The sequence below is a fragment of the Pseudomonas sp. MF7453 genome, from assembly GCF_016405455.1.
GTDB classification, from domain to species: domain Bacteria; phylum Pseudomonadota; class Gammaproteobacteria; order Pseudomonadales; family Pseudomonadaceae; genus Aquipseudomonas; species Aquipseudomonas paralactis.
Genome location: NZ_JAEKCN010000011.1, coordinates 180,650 through 195,394, shown reverse-complemented (window position 1 = coordinate 195,394; position 14,745 = coordinate 180,650). Strand labels below are relative to the sequence as shown.

Below are 14,745 nucleotides of genomic sequence, written 5' to 3'. Positions count from 1 at the left end.
GCGAGCTCGCTCCTACAGAATGGCGCGAGTGCTCCCCCCTGGGTTCAACGCACGCGTCGCAATTCCGATAAATGGGATCCAATTCACAAAACCCCCGCGAACTTTTCCCCCTTCTCCGGTACTAACCTAACTCGACGAACACCTGATGGCTAAATAATGGCAGTCGGAAAGTCATTCGTCGAATCGCCATCAAAACAGTTGCCGCTTGTCGGAATAATCACCGTAAGTGCGCGACTTAAACTCTTTTGATGAAAAATTATTATTAATAATCAAGAGGTTAGAAAACTAATCAGTCGAACGGCTCCACGTCGCCCGTTTCTAGGCGGGCTGGAAGTTCGATGTTAGTTTCGCGGCCCTTGATTTTCGATGGATCGAACATGTCTTCGTTATTGCCATGGACCCGGTTATTGCTCTGCACCCTCCTGCTCACCTGCATGGGCCTGAACAGTGCATCCGCCGCCCCTACGCCTGGCGATCAGGACTTGATCCGCGACCGGCAGAACCGCCTGCTTGAAGAGCAACAGCGGCGCCTGCAGGAACTCCAGGACCTGCCCGGCAAAGCGGACAAGCCTCAAGCCCCGGCAACCCCGGCTGACACCCGTTGCTTCCCGATCAAAACCATCGAACTCAAAGGCGCCGACAGCCTGCCGGCGCCCGACCGCGAGCGTTTGCTCAAGCCCTACATCGGCCAATGCCTGGGCGTGTCCCAGCTCAACGAGCTGCTCAAGGTCATCACCGACTACTACTTGGGCAAAGGCCGCGTTACCAGCCGTGCCTACCTGCCACAGCAAGACCTCTCCACCGGCCATCTGCAAGTGCTGGTGGTGGAAGGCAAACTCGAAGCGTTGCGCAGCGCCGAAGGCAGCACGGTGACCGACCGCGAACTGGCCATGGCCTTTCCCGGCAAAGTCGGCGAAGCGCTGAACCTGCGTGAAATCGAGCAACTGGTAGACCAGCTCAACCGCCTGCCGTCCAAACAAGCGCAGATGGAACTCACCCCCGGCAAGCAAATCGGCGGCAGCGACGTGGTGGTCAAGAACACCGCACAAAAGCCCTGGCGCGCCAGCCTGTCGCGCAACAACGACGGGCAGAAAAGCACCGGCGAACAGCAATGGGGCGCTGGCCTTGAGTGGGACAGCCCGCTGGGCCTGGGTGACCAACTGATGCTGCGCGGCGGCCACGACGCCATCAGCGACCACCAGAAAACTTCGAAAAACACCATGCTCTACTACAACCTGCCATGGGGCTGGTGGAACTTCAGCTACACCTACAGCGAAAGCGACTACCGCACCTACGGCGTCACCGACGGCTTCAAATACAAGCAAGACGGCGACAACCAGAACCACCAACTGCGCGCCGAGCGGGTGATCCATCGCGACGACGTCAGCAAGACCTCGGTCAACGTCGGCCTGGCACACCTGCGTACCAACAACTACATCCTCGACGTGCGCACCGCGCCCAGCAGCAACCGCCTCAGCGAGCTGCAGATGGGCGTCAACCACGGCCGGCGCATGGGCAGTGCCTTCGTCAACCTGGACCTGGGCATGCAAAGCGGCATCGGCCTGCTCGACGCCCAGGCCCAGGACGAGCGTGACCCAGCAGGCCGTCGCCAGCCGAACGCGCGCTACCGCAAATACACCGCCACCGTCAGCTACCTGCAACCGTTCAGCCTGTGGGGCGAGTCGTTCAGCTTCAGCAGTTTGGCCACCGGCCAGCGGAGTGAAGACCCACTGTTTTCGCCGCAGCGCATGAGCCTCGGCGGCTCGGCCTCGGTGCGTGGCTTCAAGGATCAGTTGCTGACCGGCGACAGCGGCGGCTACTGGCGCAACGAAGTGCGCTGGGCGCGCCCGGTGACCCTCGACTGGATGCGCCCGGCCTTCGCCGAGTACGGCGCCAGCGTTGGCTACGACCAGGGCGTGATCCGCAACGACCGCTACAACGGCAACGTGCATGGCCGGGTGTCCAGCAACTCCCTGGAGCTGTTCGCCCGTGGCAAACACCTCAGCACCAGCGTGACCTTTGCCCATTCCTTAGAAAGACCCGGTGTGGTGACCGAGCGCGAAGCGCCGATCTACTTCCGCATGGATTTTTTCCTGTAATTCAACGCCCCGCTGCATGAGAGCCTGACAATGGATGTTCGCCAATTCGCCTTCCTGGCCCGCCAACCTTCTGCCGCCCTGAAGCGCCGGGACGCGTTCTTCGGCCTGCCCAAGCGCGGGCTGGCGTTGATCCTTGCCAACGCATTGTTCTGGCAGCCGCTGCTGGCCCAGGCCGAGGGCATTGTGGTCAGTGCGCCGGGCACCACCGTGGGCGCGGCGGGCAATGGCGTGCCGGTGGTGAACATCGCCACCCCCAATGGCGCGGGCTTGTCCCATAACCAGTTCAAGGACTACAACGTCGGCCCCAACGGCGTGATCCTCAACAACGGCAACGGCGCCATGGTCAACACCCAACTGGGCGGGATCATTGTCGGCAACCCCAACCTCAAGGGCGGCGCGGCGAACGTCATCCTCAACGAAGTCAACGGCGGCAGCCCCAGCCAGTTGCGCGGCTATACCGAAGTGGCGGGGCAGTCGGCCAAGGTCATCGTCGCCAACCCGTACGGCGTGACGTGCAGCGGTTGCGGCTTTATCAACACCCCCAACGTCACCCTCACCACCGGCAAACCGGTGCTCGACGCCAGCGGTCAATTGCAGCGCTATGAAGTGGATGGCGGCGCCGTGACCATCGACGGCCAGGGCTTGAACGCCAGCAACGTCGAACGCTTCGACATCATCACCCGCTCGGCCAAGATCAACGCACAAATCAACGCCCGCGAACTCAACGTGATCGCCGGGCGCAACGACGTCGATGCGCAAAGCCTGAAAACCACCGCCCGCGCCGATGACGGCAGCGCCAAACCCGAGCTGGCGATCGACTCGTCGGCCCTGGGCGGCATGTATGCCGGCGCGATCAAACTGGTGGGCACCGAGGCCGGTGTGGGCGTGAAGCTCGACGGCACCCTGGCCGCCAGTGGCGGCGATATTCAGCTCGACGCCAACGGGCGCCTGAGCATGGCGCAAACGGTGGCCACCGGTAACGTCAAAGTCACCGCGCAAAACGTCGACCTCACCGACAAAGTCTACGCCAACGGCAACGTGCAGGTCGCCAGCGCCCAGGCTTTGGTCAACCGCAAGAGCATCGCCGCCGGCCAGCGCATCGAGATCAACGCGGCCAGCGTGAACAACCCCGGCATCATCGAAGCCGGCGTCGCCGCCGATAACAGCCGCAACACCACCGGTGATCTGGTGGTGAACGCGCAAACCGTCACCACCAGCGGCAACCTGTTGGCCAGCCGCGCCCTGGCGATTACCGCCGCACAAGCGCTGACCAACCAGGGCGCGATCATCCAGGCCAAGAGCGTCGAGGTCAGCAGCGCCAAGCTCACCAACCAGGGCGCCACTGCGCGCCTGTTCGGTGAGCAGAGCCTGGCGATCAACTCGCCGGCCATCGTCAACCTCGGCGGCTTGATCCGCTTCGGCGAAGGCCAGGCCGCCACGCTCAACAGCGCCTCTCTGGACAACCGCCAAGGCCGTATCGAAATGGCCGGTGGCAGCCTGGTGCTCACCAGTGCCGACCTGAACAACAGCGGCGGCCAAGTCATCGCCAACGACCTGACCGTCAACGCCGGCACCCTGAACAACCAGAACGGCGTGCTGGTGGCCAAGACCGCGACCGTCACTGCCAGCAACCTCGACAACAGCCTCAAGGGTTTGATCCAGGCTGACGGCGGCGCGCTCAACCTCGCCGTGTCCAACACCTTCAATAACAATCAGGGTTTCGCCCAGGCCAGCACCGATCTGAACGTCACGGCCGGCACCCTCAGCAGCAACGCAGGCGGCGTACTGAGCGCCGACACCGGCAAGCTCACCCTCACCGCCGCACAACAACTCAACAACGCCCAGGGCCGCTTGCAGGCCGGGCAGGGCGATATCGAATTGCACGCCGCGAACCTGGATAACCAGAGCGGCACGATCGTCGGCAAGCAACTGCTGCTCGACGTGGCTGGCGGCGACATCGACAACCGCGCCGGGCGCGTGTTGGGCGACCACCTCGACGTACGCGCCTCGGGCCTCGACAACCGCAACGCCGGCCTGCTGGCCGGTGGTGCCCAGGGCGTAAGCCTGCTGCTCAAAGGCCCGGGCCAGTTGCTCAACGCCCAAGGCCGCATCCAGAGCGAGGGCCTGCTGCAACTGCAAGGCGAGCGCTTGGACAACAGCGCTGGCATCCTGCTGGGCCAGACCGTCGACGTCACCGCGCAGACCTTCAACAACAGCAACAAAGGCGCGCTGGTCAGCAATGGCGGCGACGTGGTGCTCAAGGTCAGCGACCTGCTCACCAACGTCGGCGGCCAGATCGATGCGGGCGAACGCAGCGTGCTGGTCAAGCAGCTCACCACCCTCAACAACGACGGCGGCACCCTGCGCGGCAAGCGCCTGGACATCGCCGCCCAGCACCTGAACAACGACAACGGCCAACTGCTGGCTGGCGCCGAAGGCCTGAGCTACAGCGGCCAGGATGTGAGCAACCGCAAGGGCCTGATCCTCAGCGGCGGCGCGCTCACCGAACTGAACACCACCCGCCTGGATAACCAGGGCGGTACCGTGCAGGGCGACAGCCTGACCGTCACCGCCAACAGCGTCGACAACGCCAGCGGCGGCCTGATGGCCAGCCTGGTCGGCAACCTGCAACTCACCGTAGAAGCCCTGGCCAACCGTGGCGGCAAGCTGTTCGGCAAAGAACAAGTGACCGTCAGCGGCGCCAGCCTCGACAACAGCGCGGGCGGCCAGATCAGCGGCAATCAGATCAACCTGACCTCACGCGGTACCCTCAGCAACCAGGGCGGCCTGATCGAAGCCAACCAGGGCCTGACCCTCACCGGTGGCAACCTGGATAACAGCGCCAGCGGGCAACTGCGTGCCCTGGGCGGCGCCAGCAGCAAACTCAACCTCAGCGGCGCGCTGAACAACCAGAACGGCACCCTCGAATTCGGCAGCCAGGCCTTCAGCCTTGACGTCGCCAGCCTCAACAACCAGAGCGGCATGCTGCAACACGCCGGCACCGGCCTGTTCCACCTCAACACCGCCAGCCTCGAAGGCAGCCAGGGCAATATCCAGGGCATGGGCAGCGCCGACTGGGCATTCGGTAAAGTCGATGGCCTGGGCCGCGTGCAACTCAACGACGTGCTCACCTACAAGAGCGACCAAGGGCTGGCCCTCAAGGCCGGCGACCGCATGGCCAGCGCCAAGGGCTTGATCCTCAACGTGGCCAGCCTGGACAACGGCGGCGAACTGCTCAGCGACGGTGACATCAGCATCACCACCGGCGATATCACCAACAGCGGCCGCGTCTCGGCCCTGCAAACACTCAGCGTCGTCGCCAACAACCTCAGCCAGAACGGCGGCCGCCTGGCCGCAACCAATGCGCGCCTGACCCTGGGCGGCACCCTGGACAACCTCGGCTTCCTCACCGCCCGCCAGCAACTGGACATCGCCGCCGCGCAAATCAACAACCGTGGCACCCTCGGTGCCCAGGGTGCAGTGAACCTCACCGCAGTCAACGGCATCACCAATGCCGCCAACACGCTGCTGTTCAGCGGCGGCGACATGACCTTGCGCAGCAATGGCTTCAGCAACAGCTATGGCGATGTCTACAGCAAAGGCAACCTGAGCTTCTCCGCCCGCGATGGCGGGCGTGCCGTGTTGTTCAGCAACCGCTCCGGCACCGTGGAAAGTGAAGGCTCGATCGGCATCAATGCGGGCTTTATCGAAAACGCCAAAGACGAATTCGAACTCGGGCAGACGCTGACCACCGGCAGCCTGAGTTGGATCTGTCAACAGCACTGCGACGAGAGCGACAACTGGGAACGTGGCGAGATCACCATCTACGAGACGTACCTTGAGGCGGCGACCAAGGACTCGGTCGCGGCGCGCCTGGTGGCGGGCAAAAACATGCTGCTGCAAGGCGACACGGTGCAGAACCGCTACAGCCTGATGGCCGCCAATGGCGACCTGAGCATCACCGCCGGTGACCTGCTCAACCAGGGCGCCGCCACGCGCACGGGGCAGCGCAAGATTGTCGTCAACACCCCAGGGCACGTGCCCGACGATTTGTTTGAACGCATGCGCTATGTCGACGTGCCCGCGTTCAATGCGGCCACGGCGGCTGGGCATTTCGACAAGGCGCGCTTCGAAGAACTGAAAAACCGCTCGCCCAATAGCCTGCCTTTCGTCCACTCAAGCGACGTCACTACCTGGACCAACAACGGTGGCCCCGGCTACGACGCCACCCTGCAAGCGGGCGGCACGGTCAACCTCAACGTCGCCCGCACCCTGCAAAACGGCACGCTGCACAACAACACCCTGGCGCAGTTAACCGGCACCCTCGGCGACGACCAGACCGGCATCCCCGTCGGCGGCATCAACATCAACCTGAGCAAACACGCCAACGACCCGAGCGCCCAGGCGCCCGGCAGCGTATTGCCCGTGGTAGGCGTTGCCCCTGGTGGCGGCTTCGTGCCTGTGGACTACACCGGCACCGCGTTTGCCCCGGTCGACCCCACCACCTCGCCCACCTTCCAACTGCCCAAGGGCGAATACGGCCTGTTCGTCAAAAACGCTGACCCCACCAGCCACTACCTGATCGAGACCAACCCCGAATTCACCTCGGCGTCGGGCTTCTTCAGCTCCGACTACATGCTCGGCAAACTCGGTTTCACTGCCGACAATGCCTGGCGCCGCCTCGGAGACGGCCAGTACGAAACCCGCCTGATCCGCGACGCCGTCCTCGCGCAAACCGGCCAACGCTTCCTCGCCGGCGGCCTGTACAGCGACGCCGACCAGTTCCGCTACCTGATGGACAACGGCCTCGCCAGCAAAGACGCCCTGCGCCTGAGCCTGGGCGTGGCCCTCACCGACCAGCAAGTCGGCGCCCTGACCCACGACATCGTGTGGATGGAAAACCGCGTCATCGACGGCCAGACCGTGCTCGTACCGGTGCTGTACCTGGCCCAGGCCGACTCGCGCAACGTGCGCGGCAACAGCCTGATCCAGGGCCGCGACCTCAACCTGGTCACCGGCGGCGACCTGATCAACGTCGGCACCCTGCGCGCCAGCAACAACCTCTCCGCCATCAGCAGCGGCAGCATCTACACCGGCGGCCTGGTCGAAGCCGGCAACAACCTCAACCTGCTGGCCCAAGACAGCATCCGCAACGCCATGGCCGGCGAAATCCGCGGCAAGCAAGTCAGCCTCACGGCGCTCAAAGGCGACATCACCAACGAAACCACCACCATCCAGGTGCGTGACGGCGCCGGCATGCGCACCCTCACCGACACCAGCGCCGGCACCATCGTCGCCCGCGAAAACCTCGCCATCGACGCCGGCCGCGACCTCACCAACCGAGGTGCCCTGGTAGCGGGCAACGACGCTAACTTAACCGCCGGCCGCGACCTCAACCTCATCGCCGCCAGCGACACCAGCGTCAAACACGAGAGCCGCGACGGCGGCGAGAAATCCAGCATCACCACCGACGTCAAAAACCTCGCCGCCAGCGTCACGGCAGGCGGCAACCTCAACCTGCAGGCCGGGCAAGACGTCAACATCATCGGCAGCAATGCCACCGCCGGCAAAGACCTCAACATCGCCGCCGGCCGCGACCTCAACGTCGCCTCGGTCAGCGACATGCACAACGTTGAGGGCAAGGAAAAGAACGGCAAAAAACGCATCAAGACTTCGGACGACCAGACTACTCAAGTGGCGAGCGTACTGACGGCGGGTGGGGATTTTGTCAGCCAGGCGGGGCGTGATACCACGATTGTGGCGAGCAGGATCAGTGCGGGGAATGAGGCTTATCTGTATAGCGGGGATAAGTTGAACCTGCTGGCGGCGCAGAACAGCACTTACAGCCTTTACGACATGAAGGAGAAGGGTGGCTGGGGCGCGAAGAAGACCAAGCGTGATGAGGTGACACGCGTTACGAATGTGGGGACTGAGATCAAGACTGGTGGTGATCTGGTACTCAAAAGTGGAGGCGACCAGACCTATCAACTTGCCAAGCTTCAGAGCGGCCGGGACATCACTTTGGATAGCGGTGGCGCGATTACCTTTGAGGCGGTCAAGGATCTACATCAAGAAAGCCATGAAAAAAGCAAGAACAGCCTGGTTTGGACCAGCGCCAAAGGCAAAGGAAATACTGACGAAACGTTGCGCCAGAGCCAGCTGATTGCGCAGGGACAAGTGGTTATTAAAGCCGTAGATGGCTTGAAGATTGACGTCACGCATGTTGATCAGCAAACGGTTAGTCAGGCCATTGATGCAATGGTGAAGGCAGATCCGCAGTTGGCTTGGCTGAAAGAGGCTGAGAAACGTGGGGACGTGGACTGGCGCAGGGTTCAGGAGGTTCACGATAGCTTTAAATACGATAACTCTGGCTTAGGTGGCGGCGCATCTTTAGTCATTGCAATTATTGTCACCTACTTTACGTGGGGCGCCGGTGCGGGTCTTGTCGGCGCAGCCTCCACTAGCGCAACGGGCATTGCCGCAAGCTCAGTAGTGTCCGCAGCTGCCGTAAATGCCACGACAAGCACCATCAATAATCGTGGCAATCTTGGCGCAGTGGCTAAAGATGTCACCTCCAGCGATAGCCTGAAAGGCTATGCGGTTGCCGGCATTAGCGGCGGCTTTATGCCTAGCAGCCTCGGTGCTCAGCTTGCCGTTCGATCAGCCCTGAACACGCTCACTAACGGTGGGAAGTTCAAGGATAACGTTGTGCAAGCCGCGATCAGCATGGCTGCAGACGGCCTAAGTGGCGCGATTTTCGACCGAGTGGGTGATTCACTATTGGGCAGTGGCCTTCCTAAGAAAATCGCTGTACATGCGATTGTGGGCGGGTTGATTGGCGAGGCCGCGGGGGGCGACTTCCGAACTGCGGCCTTGGCCGCCGGAGCTAACGAAGCGTTGATCAGCCTGGTCGGTGAAAAAATCTTTCCGGGTGAGGCGCACGAACGAGTTCTGGCAATGACCTCCCAGTTAGTCGGTATGACGGTTGCCGCAGCAGCAGGTGGAGATGCAAAGGCTCAGGAAAAAGCCGCATGGGTGGCTCAGCAAGCTACGGTCTATAACAATCTGAATCACGTTGAGGCTGAGAATCTACTTAAAGAAATTAAGGACTGCCGCGCAACCAAGACCTGCGGTGAAGCCAAAATAAAAGAAATATTGAATAAATATGAAAATATTTCTGCGGACAACTCCAGCCCCATCAAGGACTGCCCGACGCGAAAATGTGTCGACGATATCCTGAATAGTTCGGTTCGAATGGACAGTCCTGTTGCACAGGAACTGCTTAGCCTGCTGCGACAGACGACGTATGACACGCCTGGATTGCTTCAAGGGAACCCTAGTGATGTGGTTTCACAGTCGCCTAACCCAAGTGGATGGGGCGATATGTTTGCTGCGGATAAGCAGGTAGCTTTTGCTAAGAATCTCAAAGAAGGATGGCTGACTCCGGAAGAAACAGCGGACATTGATCGCTGGAATGAATCCACGAGGTGGGTAGATCGCGCTTACGGCTATAGATTAGAGCCCAAGGAAAAGGCCTATATACTTACAGAATTGGGTACCGCCGCTGCGATGATTTTGATTGCCGGTCGGGCAGGCAGTAGCGTCGCGAGCAAAAATACTTCAGGGAAACCGTTGGTCTCGTCGGGGGCTGAAGTAACTCCAGAAATAATTGAAAAAGCGCTGAAGGGGGACTCTGCTGCCAGCGCCCAGCGAGCGGTTTCATTACCTGCTATTCAAAGATATGTTGATCGTCTTCTAAAGGGCGATGTTGCTCCACCGATTTCAATGGATGGGAAGGTCATCGTTGAGGGTAATCATCGCTACATTGCTGCTAAAATCTTAGGCCGGACTCCGGATGTGAATCCTGGAACATTACCGCCGAATAAAGCTGGCTTAACTAAGCCAATGTCTGAAGTGAAGGTGGATCCGGTGGATTGGGGAAATAAATGATTAATATTAATTTTGAGACGGGCGAGATATTAACTTTACCTTTGGATAGTTTTGTCGGTGCAAGTTTGAAAGGGTTGCAGTTGCATCGCGCTATATTTGATGAGCTTAATATTGGAAGTGCCGACTTTTCTGGTTCGAATCTGAGAAATGCCTCATTTATTAACGCGTTTATAGATCGAGCTATATTTGATCGAGCAGCTCTGATGAATTCAAATTTTATGAATTCAGTTATGAGTAATACTTCTTTCGCAGGCGCAATGGCAGCATTTGCTGATTTTGCCGGTGCAAATCTTTCATGTGCAAGTTTTGATGGTGCTGATATTGGTGGTGCTAGCTTTATTAGATCAAATTTATGTGGCGCTGATCTTTGTGCAAATAGAATCGAAGAGGCGTTTTTTTTGGGCGCTACGTATAATGACGCTACTGTCTGGCCAAGTGGGTTTCGACCAGAAAGTTATGGTGCGATTAAAGTGCTTAAACGAGAGTAGAAAAGGGGGGGCGTTATTTATGTTAGAGTTGAAAAGCATATTAAATAAATCTGTCCCATTTTTCTGGCAGGGCCACTGTGGTGCCATCTACGAGGCGCACCGGACGCCCCATCCAGCGCCAGGATGGTGACGCGTTTTTACTCATCGTTGATCCCGTGGAGCGCAACAATGTTGAAACCATCTCTACCGGTAACCGCGCCCGTGCTTTGCAATAAGCGCCGGTGTACACGCTGCTGGGGCTTAGCCCATCGCAGCAACGTTTGATCGAAAAATCATTCACGGCCTTCTGACAAGAACGGTCGGCATTCATGGCTTGAGCCAGAAACATCGACAGTGTTTCAGTCGGCGGGAACAAGCGTTGACGATGCTTGGGCATCACTGACTCGGCACGATGCAGCAGCGCCGGATCGGCTAGCAGCTTAAAGAACGCATGGGCATTGCTGTTTCTGGCGTGCTGCTGAATGCGCTGCTGTTGATGCCTGACGATTTGACGTCTACGATTCACGCGGGCTGTCCTTGTTCCAGTGGTGTGTGTTCGCAACTATCACCGTAGACCAAGGGCGGCCTTTTTCCATTTTTTTGTAATCAGATCAGCCGGTTAGCTGTTAAGTAAGTGCCATTCAAATCTGTCCCCTTTTTTCTACTTTTTCTAATATCGGCGAACTGCAGCAAACAGTGAATTTGATAGGCGATAAATTGGGAGCGCCTAAGTCTATGCTGTTGGTCAGAGTGAGCTCACCCGAGGATGGAACTCCTCACGTGGAGTTCAAAGGTGGTGGTTTTGAATATGTTTTTTCAGAAAGGAGTTATGAGATTTTCAGAAAATACACGCGTTCGCTGGATAAACTTCTCTTTTGGATAATCCAGAAAAGGGGACAGATTTATTTGAATTAGCGAGAAAAAGGGACAGATTTATTTAAATTGGCGTTGAAGAGCGTATTAAATAAATCTGTCCCTTTTTATTTTAATCTGTCCCTTTTTATTTTTTCCATTTGCGGAAAGCTGGAGGGACTTTATTATCTTTCGGATGATCAGGTTTGCTGCGTGAAATGACGAAAAAAGTGGACCGGTTTTTTGGTTGGATTGCTCACGCACAAAGCGGGCGACACAAAGGTCGCCCGATTTTTCACTCAGGACGGATCGGCATTCAGCCTGCGACTGATGACATCCAGCAAATCACACCCATCGCGCAGCGGAATGGCCAGCAAGTGGGCGAAGTCTGAAAGCACGACGGCATCGCTGCTGAGTTGTTCGCGGAAGGCCAGGTTTTCCAGCAGTTGGGTGACGGCCCGAATGCGGTGCACGGCGGCGTCGTGAAGGACGTCGAGAGGTGCCTGGGTGTCGATGATCAGGGCTGGGACGGTGCAGTCGTGGCCGGTTAGGGGCATGTATCTATTCATGGGTACAACCTCGGTCAGTAAGTGAGGCTGTCACTTGTCGTCGCCAAACGAATGGGTGACAGCTGTACGCAGGTTGGCGAACCGGGACCGAGTTCCGGCAGACCCGAAGGTCTCCCGCGCACAGCTGCCATAAAGCAGCAATGCGGGTACGGAAGCCCCTGCAAGCAAGCAGAAAGCTTTCGCATACGGTCAACGGATCGCCAAATCCGATCGCCCTGTTGGGCGACGGCCGGACTATAAGCCCCTCACCCAAAACCGCGCAAGGCATCACAGCAATGGCACAATGCTTCGGGCCATGCCATAAAAATGAGATCTCGCCATCATCGGCACTCTCAAAACCGCTCCACCGTTACCCACAAGGAAGAAATACATGATCAAGCTGTTTTGCAAAGCCGCTGTCGTTCTGTCCCTGGCCACGCTGTTTGGCTGTTCCTCGACGCCGTCGGTGGAGAAGATGCAGGCTGACGTGGCGAACTATTCGCTGCCCAAGGCTGCCGTGGCCGATAAAGGTTTGGTGTACGTCGTGCGCCCTAGCAATGTCGGGATGATGGTGCGGTTCAATGTGTTCCTGGATGACAAGGAAGCCGACTCGGAGATGGGTTACAACCGTGGTAACCAGTACATCTATTTTTTCGTGACGCCGGGCAAACACGTGATCAGCTCCAAGGCTGAAAACTGGGCGGACATGCCGATTGATGTCAAAGCGGGTGAGGTGGTTTACCTCAAGCAGGAAGTCGAAATGGGCTTCGCCGTGGCGCGTAACAGCCTCAAAGCGCTGAGCGAAGTTGAAGGCCGTTATCTGGTCAAGGATGCGTCCTTGGGCACCATTGCCAAAGAAAGCAAATGAGTTGAGCCAGTGTGTCGGCAGGGTCCAGGCCTTGCCGACTTCTCGTATTCACTGCAAGCATTAAAGGATTGATGTGAAAAACCTCCTCCTCATTCTCCTCACCACCCTCATCCTCGGCGGCTGCGTCAGCCACCCCCTCACTCCCGAAAACCGCGCGCAGATCAAGACCGTCAAAGTCCTGCCCGTGAAGTGGGAAAAGAACATGGTGTACTTCGGCCGCGAACAGGCCTGGGGCGCGGCCCTGGGTGCCGGGGTTGGCGCGGGTGTTGGCATGGCCAGCGGGGCGTCCAAGCTGGGTACTGCGGCGTTGAGTGGCGCCGGGTTTGCCGGCGGCATGAAGCTTGGGCAGTTGGCCGAGATGCCGACGCCGGTGGCTATTCTGACGGTGATGGAGGCGGAAAAACTCGATGTAGGCGTGTTGCTCAAGCAGGGCTTTGTCGATGAGTTGGGTAAGACGTCGACGCTCAAGGTGGTCGGCGACGATGAGCCGGCTGATGCGCAGATTCAGCTGACCGTGTCCGAGTGGGGCTTTCGCCTGACCCAGGGTTTCAGCAGTGTGATTTATCCGACCCTTAACGTGTTAGCGCAGATGGATCGCGGCGATGAGATGATCTGGCGCACCTTTGAAGCGGTCACGCCGTTTAATGGTCAGAACGTTTATGGCTATACACCGTTAACCTACCGCACGGACCCTGAAGCCTTGCGCCGGGCGTTGACCGGGATTACGCAGATTTCTGCGCAGTACCTGGTGAAGGAGCTCAAGTAGGGCTGTGCGAAGGCTGGCTGTTGTTGGTGGGTAGGCTTGGCCTAATACCAGTCAGGGTTAAGCGCAGTTCCCCTGTGGGAGCGGGCTTGCCCGCGAAGGCGGTGTGTCAGTCGCTGCACCTGTTGCTGCACTACCGCTTTCGCAGGCAAGCCAGCTCCCACATTGGATCTTCGTTGCTTTGGGCATTGCGTTCGTTTAATTGATCGGCATTGGGCTTGCCCGCGAAGGCGGTGTGTCAATCGCTGCATCTGTTGCTGCACTATCGCTTTCGCAGGCAAGCCAGCTCCCACATTTGATCTTTGTTGCTTTGAGTATTGCGGTCGGCAGTAGGGTAAGCCCCCCATCTCTGGCCGAAACAACTTGAGAACCGCTCTCAACCCCGTAAAATGCCGCAGCCGTTGCATCACCGTCTTTCAGGGAAGAATTCAGGCCAGTGCGTTTTCAGGCTGCCTTTCTCCTTGGAAAACCCGGCAACGCTGATTTCCTCACCCAAGGAGCACCCTGTGAAGACACTGTCCAAAATCCTGCTGTCGGGCCTCACCGCCGTGGCGCTGTTGACCGTGGCCGGTTGCGCCACCGAGAGCAACCGCGCGATGCCGGTGGAGCAAGTCGCCAGCGCCCACGTGGCCTATTCCGGCGTGCGTGTGCCGATTGCCGTGGGCAAGTTCGATAACCGCTCCAGCTACATGCGCGGCATCTTCTCCGATGGCGTTGACCGTCTCGGCGGCCAGGCCAAGACCATCCTGATCACCCACTTGCAGCAGACCAACCGCTTCAGCGTGCTGGACCGCGACAACATGGGCGAAATCTCCCAGGAAGCCAAAATCAAAGGCACCGTGCAGAAGCTCAAGGGCGCTGACTATGTGGTGACTGGCGATGTGACCGAATTCGGCCGCAAAGAAACCGGCGACCGCCAGTTGTTCGGCATTCTCGGCCGTGGCAAGACCCAAGTGGCCTACGCCAAAGTCGCGTTGAATATCGTCAACATCAATACCTCCGAAGTAGTGTATTCCACCCAGGGTGCCGGTGAGTACGCGCTGTCCAACCGTGAAGTGATCGGCTTCGGCGGCACCGCCAGCTATGACTCCACCCTCAATGGCAAGGTGCTGGACCTGGCCATGCGCGAAGCGATCAACCGCCTGGTCGACGGCATCAACGCCGGCGCCTGGAACCCGCGTAACTGATCAGCCACACC

The 14,745-nt window shown here is 59.0% G+C and carries 7 protein-coding genes and 1 pseudogene; 6 read left to right on the top strand and 2 right to left on the bottom strand.

What is annotated here, in order from left to right; all coding sequences use genetic code 11:
* The first annotated feature begins 377 nt into the window (after positions 1 to 377).
* From JFT63_RS18650 to JFT63_RS18640, 3 genes are read left to right on the top strand one after another with little or no spacing between them, the layout of a single operon-like run.
* Positions 378 to 2,099 carry a ShlB/FhaC/HecB family hemolysin secretion/activation protein gene (locus JFT63_RS18650; protein WP_198844495.1) on the top strand — a complete coding sequence of 574 codons (1,722 nt, stop codon included), beginning with the start codon at positions 378 to 380 and terminating at the stop codon, positions 2,097 to 2,099.
* 30 nt (positions 2,100 to 2,129) lie between these two features.
* Positions 2,130 to 10,049, top strand: coding sequence for a two-partner secretion domain-containing protein (locus JFT63_RS18645; protein ID WP_233102339.1), 7,920 nt, complete (start codon positions 2,130 to 2,132; stop codon positions 10,047 to 10,049).
* Entirely contained in the window at positions 10,046 to 10,537 is a 492-nt protein-coding gene (locus JFT63_RS18640) for a pentapeptide repeat-containing protein (protein ID WP_082239679.1), read from the top strand. The genes JFT63_RS18645 and JFT63_RS18640 overlap by 4 nt, the downstream gene beginning before the upstream one ends.
* 61 nt (positions 10,538 to 10,598) lie before the next feature.
* On the opposite strand, the pseudogene JFT63_RS18635 reads toward JFT63_RS18640, so the two are convergent.
* Together JFT63_RS18635 and JFT63_RS18630 are read right to left on the bottom strand one after the other, a co-directional pair.
* A pseudogene (locus JFT63_RS18635) lies at positions 10,599 to 11,042 on the bottom strand (IS4 family transposase); the annotation flags it as partial.
* 625 nt (positions 11,043 to 11,667) lie between these two features.
* Positions 11,668 to 11,925: a hypothetical protein gene (locus JFT63_RS18630; protein ID WP_005783616.1), complete on the bottom strand. Its 258-nt coding sequence runs from the start codon at positions 11,923 to 11,925 to the stop codon at positions 11,668 to 11,670.
* Between the two features lie 466 nt (positions 11,926 to 12,391).
* Here JFT63_RS18630 and JFT63_RS18625 point away from each other — a divergent pair, with 466 nt between their 5' ends.
* The 3 genes from JFT63_RS18625 to JFT63_RS18615 all read left to right on the top strand — a co-directional run bounded on the left by JFT63_RS18625 (position 12,392) and on the right by JFT63_RS18615 (position 14,734).
* Complete coding sequence (locus JFT63_RS18625; RefSeq protein ID WP_171905465.1) at positions 12,392 to 12,784, top strand: DUF2846 domain-containing protein; 393 nt, start codon at positions 12,392 to 12,394, stop codon at positions 12,782 to 12,784.
* Between the two features lie 73 nt (positions 12,785 to 12,857).
* Complete coding sequence (locus tag JFT63_RS18620; RefSeq protein ID WP_003187502.1) at positions 12,858 to 13,550, top strand: hypothetical protein; 693 nt, start codon at positions 12,858 to 12,860, stop codon at positions 13,548 to 13,550.
* 503 nt (positions 13,551 to 14,053) lie between these two features.
* Positions 14,054 to 14,734, top strand: a complete 681-nt coding sequence (locus JFT63_RS18615) for a CsgG/HfaB family protein (protein ID WP_057702330.1) — start codon at positions 14,054 to 14,056, stop codon at positions 14,732 to 14,734.
* Positions 14,735 to 14,745 lie beyond the last annotated feature (11 nt).

Excerpts from the sequence above, each read along its gene's own strand:
- JFT63_RS18645 (WP_233102339.1), top strand. The coding sequence starts at position 2,130 with ATGGATGTTCGCCAATTCGCCTTCCTGGCCCGCCAACCTTCTGCCGCC.
- JFT63_RS18640 (WP_082239679.1), top strand. The coding sequence starts at position 10,046 with ATGATTAATATTAATTTTGAGACGGGCGAGATATTAACTTTACCTTTG.
- JFT63_RS18630 (WP_005783616.1), bottom strand. The coding sequence starts at position 11,925 with ATGCCCCTAACCGGCCACGACTGCACCGTCCCAGCCCTGATCATCGAC.
- JFT63_RS18650 (WP_198844495.1), top strand. The coding sequence starts at position 378 with ATGTCTTCGTTATTGCCATGGACCCGGTTATTGCTCTGCACCCTCCTG.
- JFT63_RS18625 (WP_171905465.1), top strand. The coding sequence starts at position 12,392 with ATGCAGGCTGACGTGGCGAACTATTCGCTGCCCAAGGCTGCCGTGGCC.